The sequence below is a fragment of the Streptomyces sp. NBC_01707 genome, assembly GCF_041438805.1.
Lineage (GTDB): Bacteria > Actinomycetota > Actinomycetes > Streptomycetales > Streptomycetaceae > Streptomyces.
Window position 1 is genome coordinate 1464036 of sequence record NZ_CP109190.1, and the last position, 18686, is coordinate 1482721.

An 18686-nucleotide genomic window follows, 5' to 3' on the forward strand; every position below is an offset into this window, starting at 1 on the left:
GGGCGGGATCGAAGTTTCGATCCTTCGATCATTACGATCGAATTAACTAGCTCTTCAGCTCGGCGCCACAGGACTGCCGTACACGAAGCTCGGGCAGTAGGGCCAGGTGTCGTTTCGAAGAGGCCCCCTGCCCCTGCCGACGCTCCCGCACACGCCGAAGAAGCAACTGCACGGCCTCCTGGCCCACCTCGTACTTCGGCGGTGCGACCGCCGTCAGCGGGAGGTCGGAGAGTGCCGCCACGTCGTCGTCGTACGCAATGATCGCCAGGTCCTGCGGTATCCGGAGCTGCGGCTCGAGGCTGCGCAGGATCTGCAGCAGGAGGATGGCATCCGTGTCGCTCAGCACGACTGCCGCGCTCACCTGCCCTGCGTCGACGGCTTCGACCAGCCTCTTCGCCGCCCGCTCGAGGCGGCCCGTGTCGAGCTCGCCCTCGTACAGATCAATGGGGTCGATCGGCGGCCGGGCGACGCCGGCAGACCGCAGTGCTGCCTCGTATCCGGCCCGCACATGCACTCCCGTCGCACTCCCGCCGGCCAACAACGCAATGTCGCGGTGCCCGAGCGAGACGAGATGACGCACCGCGAGCCCGACTCCCGCGTAGTGGTCCGAGCAGACGAAGTCGAACTCGGCGGCCTGCGTGCCGGCGGCCGCTCGACGTTCGAGCATGACGGTCGGAACGCCGAAGTCGAGGTCAGGGGCGTCCTCCTCGGAGCCGTCCCGCATCCAGCCCGGGGTCAGCAGCAGCCCGTCGATGCCCGAGTCCAGCAACCTGCGCGCCTGTTCCTCGTCCTGACCGGGGATGTAGCCCGAGAAGCCGAGCACGAGCCGGCCGCCGACCGACTGGACCTCCTCCCGCACACCTCGAATGATCTCTCCGAAGTAGTACTGGGATTGCGGGACCACCAGGCCAAGGGTGACGCCTGCGCCGTCGGCCAGGTCCGACGGGCCCGCTTCCGGGATCAGATGCGGCCCCTGCACGAACGCGGCAGCCGGTGCGCCGGGCCAGGAGACTGCGCCCCGCGTCCGGTCCAGCCGCCCCGCGCCGGACAGAGCTTCCACATCGCGGCGCAGAGTGACCGTGGACATGCCCAGATGGTGCGCAAGGTCGGTGACCCGCAGGCTGCCGTGCTGACGGACCAGCTCAAGGATCCGCTCATGGCGTTCGTCGACCGTGTACCGCACACCGGGCTCCCACGCTGGTAGGGACGTCATTCATACAGGTCAGACTACTCCGGCGATCACGGAGATCGATCTGATCCATTTTCGCTCTTTCGATCATTCGATCTTGACGATCGAAACGACGATCCCTAGGGTCGGCGCATGACCGCCCCGACCACGGACTCCAACGAGTCCCCCTTCCCTGGTCCGCAGCCACACCGCCGCCCCCGCACCTTGCTGGCGATGGACCCCTCCGTAACCCCCACGCTCCTCAGTCCACGCACGCTTCGCCGGCTCGCGCAGACGGCGGAGGTGGACCAGGGACTCATCGTCGACGACTTCTCGCAGGCAGACGCGCTCGCGGCCCTGCGCGACACCGAGGTGCTGCTGACGTTCTGGGGCTGCCCTCCTGTCGACGACTACGTGCTGACCGCAGCGCCCCGACTGCGGGCCGTGGTCCACGCGGCCGGCACGGTCAAGCCGTATGTCACCGAGGCGTGCTGGGAGCGCGGGATCCTCGTCTCCTCGGCGGCGGCAGCCAATGCGCTGCCCGTCGCCGAGTTCACCGTGGCCGCGGTACTGCTCTCGAACAAGCGCCTGCTGGAGGTGCGTGAGGCCTACCGCCGGATCCGCGGGGAACATGACTGGCGCAAAGCCTTCCCCGACGTCGGGAACTACCGCAGGACTGTCGGCATCGTCGGCGCCTCGCGTATCGGCCGACGGGTGGTCGAGCTGTTGCGCCCGTACGACCTGGAGGTGATCGTCCACGATCCGTATCTGAGCAGAACCGATGCCGCCGCGCTCGGGGTCCTCGCCGTCGGAATCGACGAGCTCTGCGAGACCTCCGACGTGGTCAGTGTGCACGCCCCCGAGACACCGGAGACCCGCCACATGATCGACCGCCACCGGCTCGGGCTGATGCGGGACGGCGCGACACTCATCAACACCGCGCGCGGTTCGCTCGTCGAACAGGACGCGCTCATAGAGGAGTTGGTATCGGGGCGGCTGAGCGCCGTGCTCGATGTCACCGAGCCCGAGGTGCTGCCCGCAGGATCCCCTCTGTACGAACTCCCCAATGTGCTGCTCACCCCGCACTTCGCCGGCTCCTTCGGCAATGAGGTGCAGCGGATGGCCGACTCGGCGGTCGACGAGATCGCCCGGTACGCGGCCGGCCTGCCGTTCGCCCACCCGGTGCTCCGCAACGAGTTGGAGCGTACGGCGTGACGATGCAACCCTGGTTTCCCGAGGCCAAGCTCGGGATCTTCGTCCACTGGGGGATCTACGCGGTCCGGGGTGTCGCGGAGTCCTGGTCGTTCTTCGGCGGAGACATCTCTCACGAGCAGTACATGGAGCAGCTGGGGGGTTTCACCGCATCGCACTACCACCCGGACGACTGGGCGAAGCTCTTTGTCAGGGCAGGCGCCAAGTACGCCGTACTGACGACCAAGCACCACGACGGCGTCGCGCTCTGGGACACCCGGCAGACGGACCTGTCGGTCGTCCGGCGCAGTCCGGCCGCCCGCGATCTGGTCGGCCCATTCGCCGAAGCACTACGCCGCCAGAGCCTGCGCGTCGGTCTCTACTTCTCGCACAACGACTGGAGCCATCCCGACTACCCCAGCGTCCGGCCCGCGCAGCTGCACAGGCCGTGGGTCGACAACCGCCGTGCGATGCCGGCGCCCGGCCAGGAGGACCCCGAGCGCTGGGAGCGCTACCTGGAGACCGTGCACCGCGGGCAGGTCCGCGAGCTCATCAACGGATACCGGCCCGATCTGCTGTGGTTCGACGGCGCCTGGGAGCGCGACGAGCGTCAGTGGCGGATGAAGGAACTCCGTGATGAGATCCTTCGGCTGAACCCCCGGACCGTACTCAACGGCCGGATGCTCGGCCACGGTGACTACGCCACCCCCGAGCTCGGTGTGCCGATCGTGCGGCCCGTAGGGCCGTGGGAACTCTGCTACACCATCGGCGACATGTGGGGGTACCAGCCCCAGGACGTCAACCACAAGTCGGTGCGCGAGCTGGTACGTGTCTTCACGGAGACCATCGGCCACGGAGGCAATCTGCTGCTCAACACCGGCCCGAAGGAGGACGGCAGAATCCGACCCGACCACGCCCAGCGACTCGAGGGCCTCGGCCGCTGGATCCGCCGCAACAGCGAGGCCGTGTACCCCACCGAAGCCGGCCTTCCCTACGGACATCACTACGGTCCGTCGATGCTCTCCAAGGACCGCCGCACGCTCTTCCTCGTCTGCTTCGACGCGCCCCGTGTATTCGTCGAGCTCCGCGGCCTACGCAACACCGTCAGGAGCATCTCCGCACTCGGCACCGGGGAGCAGCTCGACCACCGGGTCGTCGGGGGTTTCCCCAGCCGCGGCGTACCAGGCGTCGTCCGTATCAACGCACCGACCGTCTGCGATCCATACGCCACCGTCCTCGCCCTCGAACTCGACGGCGAACTCGATCTCTACCGCGGACAGGGCGAGGGCTGAATCCAGGCAGTCGGTGGATGGAGCACCGATGCCCCGACGATCGCATCGAACGAAAATGATCGACCGACCGGCTCGTCCTCGAGCCCTGGCGCAGGCTCCGGGCACGACTGTCCTGACGGCTTGTCCGGAACGAAGCGCGGAGCGGAGCAGATGGTGATCGTCACCCTCGACGAACGTGACCCTGCGGGCGCACCTACGTCAGTCCTCGATCATTGCTGGTTGGCGTTGTCGATGAGGAGTGCGATCTGCACCCGGTTGGTGAGCTCGAGTTCGGTGAGAATGGTCGAAACGTGAGTCTTGATGGTGGGGATGCTCAGGTAGAGGGCGGCTGCGATTTCGGCTTGGTTTTTCCCTGGCCGATCGCGCGGGCGACTTCCAGTTCCCGGTCGCCCAGGTGCGCGAGGCGGGTACGGGCCGGCTCGTCCGACCGGTCCTGACCCGGCTTCGTCGTCACCTGGCGACGCGGCGCGTAGCACGCCGATGATCTCGCGCAGGTCCTCCAGGGCCTGATGAACTCAAGAAACGCGGCTACACCTTCGTCACCGTGCCCCAACTGCTAGCACCAGGAGTACCCCAACCGAGGAAGAAATACCGGTAATCGGCCGGGGCACCTACGGCTCCACCATCACCGACGTCGAATCGGTCAACTGGATCAACGGCCTCAAGATGGGCACGACACGCGCCGCCGTCGACTGGGCCCCGGGAACCGGGCGGGTGCGCTCCCCCGCACTCGCCCGGTAACTCCGCGCTGAGCCGGCCGGCACTCCGACGACCGAGCGCTGGCAGCTGATCTGGTCGACACCCGTGCCCGCCTGGCGGTGGGACCGGATTGTCCTGGGCATCCACACCTCGGACTCAGCCTCGGGCGGCTGGGTCGACCTCTGGTGCAACCGCAGCAGGCGGACGTTCAGCAACGGCACCACCCGCTTCACGGGCCGGACCTGGAACACCTACAACGACCCCAAGTGGGGCGTCTACGACCGCGACACTCCCGGACATGCCGCGACCAACCGCATCGACGCCCCGAAGGTCGGTACCACCTACGACGACGTCGTCCGGTGACGGGCGTCCAGAGCCTGTCTGGAGTTGTGATCACGTGGCGGGAAAAAGGGGTGGGCGGGATCGCGGCCGGGCTGCTAGCTTGCAGTCGACCGAGACACCGTCCCGAGGAGGTGAGACCCATGAACGCTGTATTCATGTGGGTGCTCCCCCTCTCGTCACGGTCAGGCGATTGACGCAGGTGTCGCCGGGAGTGCCTCGATAACAAGGCACTCCCGAAAGGCAACACCTATGCACTCTCTGCAGTTCACCGCCGAGTCGGCATCGAACGGCATGCTCGAACGCGCGTTCACTGTGGGCGGCGTCCCCGGCGTCCTCTGGTCGCCGGCCTCCGACGCGGCCGTTCGCGCGCCCCTGATCCTGATGGCCCACGGCGGCGGCAATCACAAGAAGCACCCGGCGATGTCCGGCCGCGCCCAGCGCCTCGTGACCGCCTGCGGCCTCCATGTCGCCGTCATCGACGCGCCCGGTCACGGCGACCGGCCGCGCACGACGCACGACGAGGCGGAAATCGCCGAGCTGTTCCGGGCGAGGGCGGCGGGCGAGCCGGAAGGGCCGATCGTCGTGCGCTACAACGACTACCTGGCAGAGCTCGCCGTGCCCGAGTACCAGGCGACCCTGGATGCCCTCCAGGGACTCCCGGAGATCGGCACCGACGGGCCGGTCGGCTTTTGGGGCATCAACATGGGCACCGCGATCGGCATACCGTTCGTGGCGATCGAACCCAGGATCACGGCCGCGGTCTTCGGTCAGCACTGGCCCGATGTCCTGGCCGAGAAGGCGAAGCGGATCACCATCCCGATCGAGTTCGACATGCAGTGGGATGACGAGCACATCTCGCGCGAGGAGGGTCTCGCGCTGTTTGACGCCTTCGCCTCGAAGGAGAAGTCGTTGCACGTGAACTCGGGCAAGCACAAGGAGCTGCCGCGGTTCGAGGTCGACAGCGCGGTCCGCTTCTTCGCCCGGCACCTCGGCGGAGCAGTCACCGCGTCGGCATGACCTGAGCGGTTGCGGCGTCCGGCTTGCCGGCCGGGCGCCGCAACCGCGGGCCCGGGTTGAGGCTGCGCATCCAGATGATGGATCCGCGCAGTCGGAGCCCCGCCATCTGCTTTGCGGGCGTCTTGTCGTGGGGCGTGGCCAGGCCTCGCCATGCCCGGATCACCTTGATGCGGCGCTCCACCGTGTTGCGCTCCTTGTACCGCTCGGCGTCATAGGCCATCGGTCGACCGCCGGGCGCAGGGCGAGATCGGTCCAGACCTCGATCAGCGGCGCGCGGCCGGAGCACTGCGGTTGCGGCCCTGTCGTCCAAGCCGAGGTGGTGTGAAAATCCACGCGGATGCCAGGGCCTTCCATGCTGCCGCCAAGTGCAGGATGTGGACCCGCGCATTCTGCCGAGCTGAACCACGGGAGTCGGTCCTCAGATCCGGCTGCCGGAGGCGGTGTCCGAGGACAGCCGTTGGGCGAGGTAGATCGGTATGACGGACAACAGGACGAGTACGGCGGCGACGACGTTGACGACAGGGGCCTGTTGAGGACGGGCCATGTTGGCGAAGATCCAGACGGGGAGGGTCTGTACGCCGGGCCCGGCGGTGAAGGTCGTCACCACGATCTCGTCGAAGGACAGGGCGAAGGCGAGAAGTCCGCCCGCTACCAGCGCGGAACGCACCAGCGGGAAGGTGATGTCGACGAACGTACGGAAGGTGTGGGCCCCGAGGTCCATGGCTGCCTCTTCGTACGAGCCGGGCATCCGGCGCAGCCGAGCGATCACGTTGTTGAAGACGACCACGATGCAGAAGGTGGCGTGGCCGACGACCACCGTGAACATTCCGAGGCCCACTCCGAGCGGTTCGAGGACCGTGCGGAAGGCGGTGTTGAGCGCGACACCGGTGACGATCCCCGGCAGTGCGATCGGCAGGACGACCACGAAGGAGATGGCCTCGCGTCCGAAGAACTTGTAGCGCTGGCAGGCGAAGGCGATGAGCGTGCCGAGGACCAGGGCGATCGCGGTCGCGCCGAGCCCGGCCCTGACCGAGGTCCACAGTGCGTCGCGGGCGCCTGAGCTGTGCCAGGCGGCTACCCACCAGTCGAAGGTGAGACCGGGGGGCGGCCAGCCCGAACTGCGGTCCGGGTTCAGGGAGTTGACGAGCACCAGGAGCAGCGGGACGTAGATCACCGCGAAGCCGAGCCCGGCGGCGATGCGCAGTGTGACGCGCGCGGGGCGGGAGAGATTCATCGGGGGCCTTCGCTGTGCGTGATACGGAGGTGAAGGAGAGGGGTCAGAGACTGCTGAGGGCTCCGGTTCGGCGCACCGCGAGCAGATAGAGCACGATGACCACGACGGGCACGGTGCCGAGCGCGGCGGCCAACGGCAGGTCCAGGGTGATATTGGAGTAGATGAGGTTGCCGATGAGCTGCGTCTTTCCGCCGACGATCTGTACGGCGATGTAGTCACCGAGACTGAGCGAGAAGGTGAAGACCGAGCCGGCCGCGATGGACGGAAGGATCATCGGCAGCACCACGGAGCGGAAGGTCCGGCCGGTGCGGGCGCCGAGGTCTGCGGAGGCGTCCAGGAGGCTGGCCGGGAGCTGCTCGAGTCCGGCGTGGATCGGCAGGATCATGTACGGCAGCCACAGATAGGTCAGCACCAGGACGGTCGCGGTCAGCCCGTAGCCGGGGCCTTCGAGTCCCAGTGGTTTCAGCACCCAGTCCAGCAGACCGCCCTGCGCGAGGATGAGCCGCCAGGCGTACGCCTTGACCAGATAGCTGGCCCACAGCGGAGTGAGGATCGCCACGACGAGGAGCGGCCGCCGCTTGGGATTCGCGATCCGGGCTGTGTAGAAGGCGATCGGGAAGCCGATCAGTACACACAGCGCGGTGACCGCAAGGGCCACGCCGATGCTGCGCAGGGCGACCTGACGGTAGACGTCGGTGGTGAACAGCGCAGTGAAGTTGTCCACGTTCCAGATCTTCACCACGTTGGAGGTGAAGGAGTCCGTGGTCCAGAACGCGGAGAGGAACAGCACGGTGAGCGAGCCGAGGTAGGCCAGGGCGAGCCAGGCCAGCGGTGCGGAGAGCAGCAGGGACAGCTGCAGCCGGGGACGGCGGTGCAGGGTCCCGGCGAGCCGCCGGACGGGTCCGGCGGCAGGCGCGGTGGTGGTCATGGACGGGTGACCCTCAGCCCTTGATCTCGGTCCAGGCCTGGACCCACTTGGTGTAGGGCACGCACTTGGTGTCCGTACGTCCGTCCACGCACTGCGCGATGGGCGTGGTCCAGAAGTGGACGTCCTTCCAGTACGACTCGTCGGCGGCGTGGTAGGTGGTGCAGTGGTTCTTGTCCGCGGTCAGTGTGCAGGCCTTCGCGTTGGACGGGGCCTCACCGAAGTACTCGGCGACCTGGGCGTTCACCTTCGGCGAGACGATCCAGTTCATCCAGCTGTAGGCGCAGTTGGGGTGCTTGGCCTTGGCGGAGATCATCCAGGTGTCGGACCAGCCGGTGGCGCCTTCCTTGGGAAGGACAGCCTTGACCGGGACCTTCTCGGCCTGGGCGGTGTTCAGGATCACCTGCCAGCTCGTGCCGACCACCGAGTCGCCGCTCTTGAAGGCGGAGACCTCCTTCAGGTAGTCGCTCCAGTACTCACCGACGTTGGTGTTCTGCTCCTTGAGCAGGTCGACGGCCGCGTCGAACTGCTTCTGGTCCAGGGCGTAGGGGTCCTTGATGCCGAGGGACGGCTCGGTCTTCATCAGGTACAGGGCGGCGTCCGCGATGTAGATCGGCGAGTCGTACGCCGTGACCTTCCCCTTGTACGCCGAGGACTTGTCGAAGACAGCGGACCAGGAGTCGGGCGCCGGGGAGACCTTCTTCGTGTTGTACATCAGCAAGTTGGCGCCGCGGCCGTGCGGGATACCGTACGAGACACCCTTGACCGAGTTCCACTGCTGGTCCTTCAGCCCGGAGAAGACGTCCTTGTAGTTGGGCACCAAATCGGTGTTGACGGGCGCGGCGTCGCCGGAGGCGATCAGTCGCAGCGCCGCGTCGCCGGAGGCGGAGACCGCGTCGTACTGGCCGGTCTTCATCAGGCTGACCATCTCGTCGGAGGTGCCCGCGGTCTTGGTGTTGACCTGACAGCCGGTCTGCTTCTCGAAGTCGGTGACCCAGTCGACCTTCGGGTCGTTGGAGCCGTCCTCGGCGTACCCGGCCCACGCGATCAGGTTCACCTGGCCCTCGGTCTTGCCGAGGGTCTTCTGCGCGGAGAGCTTGGGCGGGGTGAAGTCACTGCCGCCGGGCGACGTGGCGGCCGTGTCCGAGGAGCCGCAGGCGGTGGCGAGGAGCAGGGCGCCGAGCGCTGCCGCTGCTCGGGACGTTCGGTTCAGACGCACAGAGTTCTCCACGGGAGGGAAGGGGCGGGGACGGGTCGTGCGGGTGTGTGCGTTCACCGGGCCTCGGGGACCTGGAAGTTGTGCCGTCGGTGCCACTGGAGCGTGACCCGGGAGCCACGGAAGGCGGCGACGTCCTCGGAGGAGGTCTCGAGGTTCTGCTGGAGGGCGGTGAGCCGGCCGCCTGCGTCGAGGTCCACCAGGAAGCGGGTGGCGTCCCCCAGGTAGACGACCTCCGCCACGGTGCCGGTGGCACTGGAGTGCTGCGGCTCGTCGGCGACGGCGGACTCCTTGAGCACGCGGATCTTCTCCGGCCGGATGCTGTACGTTCCCCGGTCGCCCACGACCTGCTCCGCGGCGTCGTCGGTCAGCAGGTTCGACGTACCTACGAAGCCCGCGACGAACGAGGTGGCGGGGCGTTCGTATATCTGGGCCGGGGTCCCGATCTGTTCGACGCGGCCCTGGTTGAAGACCGCGATCCGGTCGCTCATCGTCAGCGCTTCCTCCTGGTCGTGCGTGACGAACACGAAGGTGATGCCGACCTCGCGCTGGATCGCCTTGAGTTCGACCTGCATCTGCTCGCGCAGCTTGAGGTCGAGGGCGCCCAGCGGCTCGTCGAGCAGCAGCACCTTCGGGCGGCCGACCAGAGCGCGGGCCAGCGCAACGCGCTGGCGCTGGCCTCCGGAGAGCTGGGACGGGCGACGCGTCCCGAAGTCTGTGAGACGGACGCTCGCCAGAGCCTCCCTGGCCTGCCTCAGACGCTCGGCCTTGGGCACCTTGCGGACCTTGAGGCCGTAGGCGACGTTCTGCTCCACGGTCATGTGCGGGAAGAGCGCGTAGTCCTGGAAGACGGTGTGCACGTCCCGTTCGAAGGGAGCCAGACGGGTGACGTCGGAGCCTGCGAGCTCGATGGTTCCGCTGGTGGGAGCCTCGAAGCCGGCGATCATCCGGAGCACCGTGGTCTTGCCCGACCCGGACGGCCCCAGCATGGAGAAGAATTCGCCGTCCGCGATCTCCAGGTCGACTCCGGCCACAGCCTCTGTCCGGCCGAAGGACTTACGCAGGTTCTGCAACCGGATGGCCATTCCCTCCATGGGGGGAACCTTTCTGGTGCTGTCGGGAGTTGGCCGTAAACATATGAAGTCATAGTTCTAATTTCAAGGCCCCGCTAAGGTAAAAGCCTGGTCAACTGGCAAGGTGGTGTTCGTGAATCGAGACAGACCCGGCGCCCGCAGAGTCGTCTTCACGCCCGTCGACACCCTGGCCCGCGTGGATGCCGTCGTGCGGCGGCTCGGTGACGCCATCGACCTCGGACTTCTCGCCGACGGCGAGCAGCTGCCCGGCGAGACCGATCTCGCCGGGCAGCTCGGCGTCTCCACCGTGACCCTGCGGGAAGCCCTGATGGCGCTGCGGCAAAGAGGCCTGGTCACCACCCGCAGGGGCCGAGGCGGAGGCAGCTTCGTCACCGTGCCCGACGGTCCTGCGGAGGACCGGCTCCTCGCCCGCCTCTCCGACTGGAGCACCGAGGAACTCCGCGATCTCGCCGACCACTGGGCAGCCGTCTCGGGAGCCGCCGCGCGACTCGCGGCCCAGCGCACCGAACCTGAGGATCTGCAGCAACTGCAGAGATCCCTGGGAGAGTTGGTGGAAGCCAAGGACTCGGGGGCGCGCAGCCGCATCTTCGGGCGCTTCCATGTCGAGCTGGCCGCCGCCGCCCAGTCCGCCCGGCTGACCAGGGAAGAGGTCACTCTCCAGACCGAAGTCGGGGCACTTCTGCGCCTCGTACTCTGCGAGGACGGGCACCTCGAGGAGACAGCGGATCGTCACCACGCCGTGATCTCAGCCGTGCATGATGGGGCGGACGACCGTGCCAGGGCCCTGGCCGAACAATGCGTGCAGGCCTCCATGGCGCGCCTGATCGAACTCCGACTCGGCTCGGCCGACAGTGCGCGCGGTCCCCGTCCGAAGGAGGGCCCCGATGGGCAGCATTCCCCATCTCGCAACCGCCGGACCGGCGGTACTTGACGAGTCGGCGGTCGCCGACGCGGCCGCCCGCGTCCAAGACGCGCTCGAAGGAGTCTTCGACGCTGTGGGCAGGACCGCCACGGACACGGAGGCGGTGCTCGCCTCGGCCGTCGAGGACGGCCGTCGGCCGGTCTCGGCCGATCTGGCCGCGCTCCGTCCCGGCCTGCGCGCCTGTCTCGCCCAGTACGACCTGGTCTCGGGGATCGGCTTCGTGGCGGCGCCAGGACTGCTCGACGACGTACCGGCGTGGCTCGAATGGTGGCAGACCACCGTGGACGGTGCCGTGCATCCGCTGGTGCTCGACCTGGACCCGGAGCACTCGGCGTACTCCGACTACACCCACTGGGACTGGTTCGCCCTGCCGCGCGACACCGGACAGCGGGCGGTCGCGGGACCGTACGTCGACTACCTCTGCTCCGACGAGTACAGCCTCACCCTCTCCTCACCGGTGACGATCGGAGGACGCTTCATGGGAGTGGCCGCCGCCGACGTCTACCTGCGGCGCTTCGAAGCCGTCGTCATGCCCCTGCTCCAACGCCTGCCGGGACCCGCCCGCCTGGTCAACGCGCGCGGCCGGGTCGCCGCCTCCACCGACCCCCACCACCTGGTCGGATCGCTCACCAAGGGCCCGGACTTCGCGGCGGTACTGGCGGGATCGGCCGACGGCGCCGAACACGGAGGGCTGCAACTGCGCCCCTGTCACGGCGTCCCCCTGATCCTGATGACGACGGCGCCCCCGGCATGAGGCCGGCCCCCCGCCTCGTCGCCGGGCGACATCTGCGACGGGTGCGGTCGACCGCTGCCGGAGCCGCGTGGGCGGTCACCGGCCCGCTCCTCCCCCGCCGCTGAGCGGTCAGGGAACCCGGATCAGATGCACCGCCGCGCTCGCCCAGTCACCCGGCGGAAGCTCGGGCTGCATCCCGTACTCCTGGAGCACCGTCGCGGAGTGGACCGTACCGGTGCGGGCGTCACGGTAGCGGGCGGTGGGATCGAGGCCGGCCAGCCGGAGCGGAAGTGACGGCCTGCCATGTGGTGATGTCCGCTGCCAGACGAGCAGGAGCGTCTCGCCGCCGTCGGCGGCGAGGTACTGCGTCGCGGCCGGTCCGCCGTCGACCGGGGCTCGCAACCGGTGCTGTGTGCCGTGCTGCACGAGGTGACGTACCCGCTTGTACTCGGCGACCAGGCCCGCGCCCTCGGCCAGTTCGGCGTCGGACCAGTGGGAGAGGTCGCCGCCGATCCCCAGGACCCCGGCCATCGCCACATGGAAGCGGAAGCGCAGGGGGACGGAACGGCTGGTGAGCTGGTTGGGCACATCGGTCACCCAGGCGGCCATGGTCCGTGCCGGGTAGATCTGACCGTATCCGTGCTGGATGGCGACGCGGTCCGCGGCGTCGGTGTTGTCCGAGGGCCATGCCTGATCGGTGCGGGACAGGATGCCCAGGTCCACCCGCCCTCCGCCGCCGGAGCACGCCTCGATGCGGAGGTGGGGATGATCGGCGCGGAGCCGGTCGACGACGTCGTAGAGGTGGTGGACGTACGTCGTCCACACCTCGTCGGCCCCCTCCGCCCGGTCCGGCCAGCCGGCTTCGCTGATCGCGCGGTTCATGTCCCACTTCAGGAAGTCGATGCCGTGGTCGCCGACCAGCCGGGTGAGCCATCCGTACGCCCACTCGGCGACGTCGCGACGGGCGAAGTTGAGGACCAGCTGGTTGCGCAGCTCGGTACGGGTGCGGTGGGGGAAGTGAAGCACCCAGTCCGGGTGCTTGCGATAGAGGTCGCTGTCCGGACTGACCATCTCCGGCTCCACCCAGAGGCCGAAACGCATGCCGAGCCGGTGCACCTCCTCGGCCAGGGGCGCCAGTCCTCCGGGAAAACGGTCCGGGGCCGGTGCCCAGTCACCGAGTCCGGCCTCTTCGCTGCGGCGCGCCCCGAACCATCCGTCGTCCATGACGTAGAGCTCCACGCCGAGCGCCGCCGCCCGCGCGGCCAGCGCCTTCTGACCCGCTTCATCGACGTCGAAGCCGGTTGCTTCCCAGGAGTTGTAGAGGACCGGCCGGATCTCCTGAGGGTGTGGCAGTACGTGGGCGAGGGTGTACGCGTGCCAGGCTCGGCTCGCCGCACCGAAGCCGCCCTCGCAGTAGAGGCCGGCGTGGACCGGGGTGGTGTACTCCTGACCGGGGCCCAGCGGGAGGGACGGCCCTTCGTGGCCCGCGCCGGCGGTGAAGCCCGCACGGCCGTCGGGGGTGCGCTGCACGGTGATGCGCCAACTGCCGCTCCAGGCCAGCGCCGCGCTCCACACCTGACCGTGGTTCTCGGTCGCGTCGCCCGCGTCGAGCATCACCCAGGGGTTCGCGTGGTGACTGGTGATACCTCGTCTGCTCGTGAGGACCGTTTCACCGAACGGCAGGGTGTCCCGCCGCAGTTGAGTCTCGGACGACCACTGGCCGGTGACATGGCTCAGCCGGTAGTCCTCCCGGAACGGCAGGGTCCATGCGGCGGAGTCCGCGCGCTGGAGTGCGACGGGGGCGTCGCCGTCGTTGCGCAGCACGGTCCAGCGTTCGATGACGTCGCTGTCGTCGTGGACCCTGTAGTGGAGTGCCACCCGAAGGGGGTGGAGGCGGTCGCGGAAGTCCAGGACCAGCTCGGCCGAGCCCGGTACCGGCTCGTGGACGCGGTGCCCGGTGGCCTGCCATTCGAAGGCGCGGGTGCCATCGGCGAAGCGCACCTGCAGCGAAGGCGGTCCGTACCGCGGTCCGCCGTCCACGGGCAGTTCGTCACCGACGGACGGCCGTCCCTCGAAGCTGCTGGGCGGGGGCGCCGGCTCAGTGACGAACTCCTGGACCTCCTCGAGCGTCAGCGCGGGTCCCCACGCAAGGTGGCACGGCGCTCCCGTCGCATCGATCCGTAGCGCGTACGAGGTACGCGGGGTGGAGAGCAGCCAGACCCCGGTGTCGGAGGCGAAGGCGATCACAGGCATTGATCCTCACGTTCAGGTTGCGCCACGAAGGCAGTCGGCAGCCAACTGTGCCTTTGATCAGCTGTCAACCCCTTGGGCCAGTATGGGATTTGCATGCTTCTTCCACGCTGAGTTGAGATTTCTAAAGAGCCTGGTTCTTTTATTGACAGCAGAAAAGAACACCCTCTACGTTTCGGCCATGCACTCGTCGCCCCGTACCGAGGCAGTCCCGGTTCCGACGCCGGCCGCTTCTCTGGTCTTCACCACCACGCTGTCCCACGGCCCACTCACCCGGGCCGAGATCGGCCGGCGGACCGACCTCTCGCCCGCAGCGGTCACCAAGGCCGTACGGCCCCTGATGGCGGCCGGATATCTCGTGGAGGGCGTGGACGAAGAGGCACGGCCGTCCCTCGGGCGGCCCGCCAACCTCGTACGGGTGGACGGCGGCCGCGCGCTGTTCATCGGGGTCAAGGTCACCGGGGACGAGATCATCGCGGTCCTGACCGACCTGTGCTGCCGTATCCGGGTCGCCCGGCACGTCCGGATCACCGCCCGTGATCCGGGCGCCGTGCTCGCCTCGACCGCCGCGCTCGTGCAGGAACTCCTCACGGAGGCCGACGGGTTCGGGGTGCGGGTGAGCGGCTTGGGTGTCGCGGTGTCCGGGGATGTGGACCGCACCGCCGGGGTGGTCCGCTACTCACCGTTCCTGGACTGGCGCGACGTACCGCTCGCCGAGCTGGCGCAGGCCGTGACGGGTCTGCCCGTCACGGTCGACAACGACGTCCGGGCCCTGACGGTGGCCGAGCAGTGGTTCGGCGCCGGGGTGGGAGTGCCGGACTTCGCGCTGGTGACCGTCGGTGCGGGTATCGGCTGCGGTCTTGTGGTGCACGGCAAGGTGGTCTCCGGTGCGCACGGGGTGGCCGGCGAGATCGGGCATCTGTCCATCGACCCGCAGGGACCGCCGTGCCACTGCGGCAACACCGGGTGCGTGGAAGCCATCGCCGGTGACGCCGCCATCATCCGTCAGGTCGGCGAGGTGACCGGATTGCCGGTCACCGACTCCGCACAGGCCCTTGAACTCGCGCACCGTGGCGATCCCGGGGCCCGGGAGGTCTACGCACGGGCCGGGGAGGCCATCGGACGGGCCATCGGGGCCGTCGTCAACGTCCTCGGACCCCAGCGGGTGATCATCTCGGGCGAGGGCCTGGCGGCGTACGACCTCTTCGCCGAACAGATCCGCGACACCTTCGCCGCCGCCGCCTTCGGTACCGCCGCCCAGTGCGACGTGATGACACGTCCGCTGCCCTTCGAGGAGTGGGCGCGCGGGGCCGCGGCGACCGCGATCCAGTCCTTCATCGGTACAGAACACGTATGAGGAGCAGTAATGACGATGCAGAGCCGCATCTTGTCGCCCGTCACCGATCCCAGCCGCCGCACGGTGGTGCGGGGCACACTCGGAGTCGGCGCCGCCGCACTGGCCGCGCCGCTGCTGACGGCCTGCGGCGGCGGTCCTTCGGCCGACCCGAAGACGGTGACCTTCGGATCCAACGGTGCGGATGCCACACCCAAGGCCGCCTACGCCGCCCTGACCAGCGCCTTCACCAAGGACAGCGGTCTCGAGGTCAAGACGAACACCGTCGACCACGACACGTTCCAGAAGAGCATCTCCACCTATCTCCAGGGCACTCCGGACGACGTCTTCACCTGGTTCGCGGGCTACCGCATGCAGTACTTCGCCAAGAAGGGGCTCGCCCGACCGCTGGACGACGTCTGGGACACCATAGGTTCCGGCTTCAGCGACGCCGCGAAGCAGCTCTCCAAGGGCGAGGACGGCAAGTACTACTTCGTCCCGCTGTACAACTACCCGTGGGCCGTCTTCTACCGCAAGAGTGTGTTCAAGGAGCGCGGGTACGAACCGCCCCGCACCTGGAGCGAATTCACCGCTCTGGCCAAGCGGATGAAGAAGGACGGCCTGTCGCCGATCGCCGCCGGATACGGCGGGGGTGACAGCTGGTCCATCCTCGGCGCCTTCGACTATCTGAATCTGCGGGCCAACGGATACGACTTCCACATGTCGCTCATGCGGGGTGAGGTCTCCTGGACCGACCGCCGTACGAGCCGGACCCTGGACCTGTGGCGTGAGCTCAGCCCCTACTACCAGCAGGGCGCGGGCGGCCGCTCATGGCAGGACGCCGCTCAGTCACTGCTGGACAAGAAGTCCGGCATGGCGGTCATCGGGCTGTTCCTGGGACAGCAGATCACCGACGAGAAGCTGCGCGCGGACATCGACTTCTTCGCCTTCCCGGAGATCGACGCAGCCCACGGCCAGGACACGGTCGAGGCACCCACCGACGGGTTCATGCTCAGCCGCAAGCCGAAGAACGAGAAGGGCGCGGCCCGCCTCCTCGAATTCCTCGGCAGCGCCCAGGCGGAGAACCTGTACATGGGGGCCGACCCGAGCAATGTCGCCGTCCACTCCGCTGCGGACACCGGCTCGTACAACGCCCTGCAGAAGAAGTCGGCGGAACTCATCGCCTCGGCGAAGCACATCACGCAGTTCGGCGACCGCGACAGCGACCCGGGCTTCGTCTCCACCGTCGTACTGCCGGGTCTGGCTCAGTGGCTGGGTCACCCCGACGACGGCTCGGCCCTGCTGAAGAAGATCGAGTCCCAGCGCTCGCGCTTCTTCACGGCCTGATCCGGACCGGGAAGGTTCATCATGTCCTCCGTACGCTCGGCGCCTCCCGCCGCCCCTCCCCGGGCGCCCGCCCCGGCGCGCCCCGACGCGCCGCGTGCCCGCCCCAGGCCGCTGCGGCTCGGCCGCGGTGACCGCCTGTTCCTCACGGTCATCGTCGGCGTTCCGCTGCTCGCCCTGCTGGTCTTCGTCTGGCTGCCGGCGCTGGCCTCCGTCGGACTTTCCTTCACCAGCTGGGACGGCATCGAACCGAGCGACATCCGCTGGGTCGGCCTGGACAACTACCAGGAGATCTTCACCAATTACCCGCCGTTCTGGCCCGCGGTGCAGCACAACGTCATCTGGCTGCTGTTCACGGCGCTGCTGCCCACCCCGTTCGGCATCTTCCTCGCGTACCAGCTCGACCGGAAGATCAGGTTCACCCGCTTCTACCAGACCGCGATCTTCCTGCCCATGGTGCTCTCGCTCGCCGTGGTCGGCTTCATCTGGGAGATCATCTACAACCCCGACAACGGACTTCTGAGCGGCGTCCTGAACGGGGTGGCACCCGGCCACCACATCGACTGGCTGGGCGATCCGGACCTCAACCTGTGGGCCGTACTCATCGCCTCGGCCTGGCGGCACACCGGCTACATCATGATTCTCTATCTGGCCGGTCTGAAGGGCTTCGACCCCGCGCTGAAGGAAGCGGCATCGCTCGACGGCGCCAATGGACGCCAGACGTTCCTGAGGGTGGTCTTCCCGGCGCTCAAGCCGGTCAACATCATCATTCTCGTCGTCACCGTCATGGAGTCGCTGCGGGCGTTCGACATCGTCTACGTGCTCGGCGGTGGTGTCGGCAGCAAGCCCGGCATGGAGCTCCTCTCGCTTCTGATCACCGACAACATCATCGGCGAGTCCAGCCACATCGGTTACGGCTCCGCACTCGCGGTCGTCCTGCTCATCGTCTCGCTGCTCGCCATCGGGACCTTCCTTGCCCAGACCTTCCGCAAGGAGGACCAGTGACCGCGACCGTCACACCGCCGGCCGCCGGCCCACGCAGCCGTGCACCACTCCCGGACGCGGGTCCTTCGCGGCCGCCGCGACAGACCGGACGGCATGTGCTGCTCGGCGGGATCGCCTTCCTGTGGCTCGTACCGCTGCTGTGGGCCGTGTACACCTCACTGCGGCCCTACTCGGACACCAGCAGGCACGGCTACCTCTCCCTGCCGCACAGTCTCGGCTTCGAGAACTTCGGCAACGCCTGGCGCCAGTCGGGGATGCCGCACTTCTTCTGGAACTCCGTCCTGATCACCGTTCCGGCGGTCCTCGGCACGCTGCTCTTCTCCGCCGCGGTGGCCTTCTTCGTCTCCCGGTTCGACTTCCGCTGGAACGTCGTCCTGCTGATGCTCTTCACCGCCGGCAACCTGCTCCCCGCCCAGGTGCTGATCACTCCGCTGTACCGGCTCTACCTGCTCATCCCGCTGCCCGGCTGGATGAGCGACTCGTTCCTGCTCTACAACTCGGTGTGGGGCATCATCGTCATCCACATCGCCTACCAGTGCGGCTTCTGCACCTTCGTACTCAGCAACTACATGCGGACGATCCCGAAAGAGATCACGGAGGCGGCGCTGGTGGACGGCGCCCCGGTGTGGCGCCAGTTCTTCCAGATCGCGCTGCCGCTGTGCCGTCCCGCGTTCGCGGCGCTGGCCACCCTCGAATCGATCTGGATCTACAACGACTTCTTCTGGTCGCTCGCCCTGATCGAGACCGGTGACAAACGCCCGATCACCTCCGCACTCGCCAACCTCCAGGGCCAGTACTTCACCAATCCCAACCTCATCGCGGCCGGCGCACTGATGACCGCGATCCCCACGCTGCTCGTGTACTTCGCGCTCCAGCGTCAGTTCATCAGCGGGCTCACCCTCGGTTCGGGCAAGTAGCGAA

At 68.1% G+C, this 18686-nt stretch carries 17 protein-coding genes and 2 pseudogenes; 11 read left to right on the forward strand and 8 right to left on the reverse strand.

All coding sequences use genetic code 11. The features are described 5' to 3' along the window. Positions 1 to 46: 46 nt before the first annotated feature. Positions 47 to 1213: a substrate-binding domain-containing protein gene (locus tag OG963_RS06795; protein WP_256223291.1), complete on the reverse strand. Its 1167-nt coding sequence runs from the start codon at positions 1211 to 1213 to the stop codon at positions 47 to 49. A gap of 108 nt (positions 1214 to 1321) precedes the next feature. On the opposite strand from OG963_RS06795, the gene OG963_RS06800 reads away from it, so the two are divergent. Together OG963_RS06800 and OG963_RS06805 are read left to right on the forward strand one after the other, a co-directional pair. Further along, on the forward strand, positions 1322 to 2383 hold the full coding sequence (locus OG963_RS06800) for a hydroxyacid dehydrogenase (RefSeq protein ID WP_093770403.1): 1062 nt from the start codon (positions 1322 to 1324) through the stop codon (positions 2381 to 2383). Continuing rightward, complete coding sequence (locus tag OG963_RS06805; RefSeq protein ID WP_093770401.1) at positions 2380 to 3651, forward strand: alpha-L-fucosidase; 1272 nt, start codon at positions 2380 to 2382, stop codon at positions 3649 to 3651. Before OG963_RS06800 ends, OG963_RS06805 begins: the two co-directional genes overlap by 4 nt. A gap of 209 nt (positions 3652 to 3860) precedes the next feature. Here the strand turns inward: OG963_RS06805 and OG963_RS06810 are convergent. Next, positions 3861 to 4066, reverse strand: a pseudogene (locus OG963_RS06810) (response regulator transcription factor); the annotation flags it as partial. Positions 4067 to 4159: 93 nt separating this feature from the next. Between OG963_RS06810 and OG963_RS06815 the strand changes: the two are divergent. The 3 genes and pseudogenes from OG963_RS06815 to OG963_RS06825 all read left to right on the forward strand — a co-directional run. Continuing rightward, positions 4160 to 4249 (forward strand): annotated as a pseudogene (locus OG963_RS06815) (polysaccharide deacetylase family protein); the annotation flags it as partial. A 206-nt stretch (positions 4250 to 4455) separates the two neighbouring features. Then, positions 4456 to 4713, forward strand: a complete 258-nt coding sequence (locus OG963_RS06820) for a hypothetical protein (protein ID WP_319326192.1) — start codon at positions 4456 to 4458, stop codon at positions 4711 to 4713. 228 nt (positions 4714 to 4941) lie between these two features. Then, on the forward strand, positions 4942 to 5709 hold the full coding sequence (locus OG963_RS06825; protein ID WP_093770397.1) for an alpha/beta hydrolase: 768 nt from the start codon (positions 4942 to 4944) through the stop codon (positions 5707 to 5709). On the opposite strand, the gene OG963_RS06830 is transcribed toward OG963_RS06825, so the two are convergent. From OG963_RS06830 to OG963_RS06850, 5 genes are all read right to left on the reverse strand, one after another. Then, complete coding sequence (locus OG963_RS06830) at positions 5693 to 5929, reverse strand: hypothetical protein (protein WP_371798649.1); 237 nt, start codon at positions 5927 to 5929, stop codon at positions 5693 to 5695. The two genes, OG963_RS06825 and OG963_RS06830, sit on opposite strands and share 17 nt — an antisense overlap. 198 nt (positions 5930 to 6127) lie before the next feature. Continuing rightward, positions 6128 to 6943 carry an ABC transporter permease gene (locus OG963_RS06835; protein ID WP_093770393.1) on the reverse strand — a complete coding sequence of 272 codons (816 nt, stop codon included), beginning with the start codon at positions 6941 to 6943 and terminating at the stop codon, positions 6128 to 6130. Positions 6944 to 6986: 43 nt separating this feature from the next. Continuing rightward, complete coding sequence (locus OG963_RS06840; protein WP_362271024.1) at positions 6987 to 7871, reverse strand: ABC transporter permease; 885 nt, start codon at positions 7869 to 7871, stop codon at positions 6987 to 6989. A gap of 13 nt (positions 7872 to 7884) precedes the next feature. After that, the gene (locus OG963_RS06845) at positions 7885 to 9087 is read right to left on the reverse strand and encodes an ABC transporter substrate-binding protein (protein ID WP_093929122.1); all 1203 of its coding nucleotides are present in this window, start codon (positions 9085 to 9087) and stop codon (positions 7885 to 7887) included. A 53-nt stretch (positions 9088 to 9140) separates the two neighbouring features. Then, positions 9141 to 10178: an ABC transporter ATP-binding protein gene (locus OG963_RS06850; RefSeq protein WP_093929123.1), complete on the reverse strand. Its 1038-nt coding sequence runs from the start codon at positions 10176 to 10178 to the stop codon at positions 9141 to 9143. Between the two features lie 112 nt (positions 10179 to 10290). Here OG963_RS06850 and OG963_RS06855 point away from each other — a divergent pair, with 112 nt between their 5' ends. Beyond that, positions 10291 to 11109: a FadR/GntR family transcriptional regulator gene (locus tag OG963_RS06855; protein ID WP_093772109.1), complete on the forward strand. Its 819-nt coding sequence runs from the start codon at positions 10291 to 10293 to the stop codon at positions 11107 to 11109. Continuing rightward, positions 11063 to 11854: a cache domain-containing protein gene (locus tag OG963_RS06860; protein ID WP_176902024.1), complete on the forward strand. Its 792-nt coding sequence runs from the start codon at positions 11063 to 11065 to the stop codon at positions 11852 to 11854. Before OG963_RS06855 ends, OG963_RS06860 begins: the two co-directional genes overlap by 47 nt. Before the next feature lie 108 nt (positions 11855 to 11962). Here the strand turns inward: OG963_RS06860 and OG963_RS06865 are convergent, their stop codons facing one another. Then, positions 11963 to 14086, reverse strand: coding sequence for an alpha-galactosidase (locus tag OG963_RS06865; protein WP_093770382.1), 2124 nt, complete (start codon positions 14084 to 14086; stop codon positions 11963 to 11965). Positions 14087 to 14264: 178 nt separating this feature from the next. On the opposite strand from OG963_RS06865, the gene OG963_RS06870 reads away from it, so the two are divergent. From OG963_RS06870 to OG963_RS06885, 4 genes are read left to right on the forward strand one after another with little or no spacing between them, the layout of a single operon-like run. Beyond that, complete coding sequence (locus OG963_RS06870) at positions 14265 to 15440, forward strand: ROK family transcriptional regulator (protein ID WP_093770380.1); 1176 nt, start codon at positions 14265 to 14267, stop codon at positions 15438 to 15440. Positions 15441 to 15449: 9 nt separating this feature from the next. Continuing rightward, positions 15450 to 16763, forward strand: a complete 1314-nt coding sequence (locus tag OG963_RS06875) for an ABC transporter substrate-binding protein (RefSeq protein ID WP_093770378.1) — start codon at positions 15450 to 15452, stop codon at positions 16761 to 16763. A gap of 21 nt (positions 16764 to 16784) precedes the next feature. Continuing rightward, entirely contained in the window at positions 16785 to 17765 is a 981-nt protein-coding gene (locus tag OG963_RS06880) for a carbohydrate ABC transporter permease (RefSeq protein WP_093770376.1), read from the forward strand. Continuing rightward, the gene (locus tag OG963_RS06885) at positions 17762 to 18682 is read left to right on the forward strand and encodes a carbohydrate ABC transporter permease (protein ID WP_093770375.1); all 921 of its coding nucleotides are present in this window, start codon (positions 17762 to 17764) and stop codon (positions 18680 to 18682) included. The genes OG963_RS06880 and OG963_RS06885 overlap by 4 nt, the downstream gene beginning before the upstream one ends. The last annotated feature ends 4 nt before the right edge of the window (positions 18683 to 18686 follow it).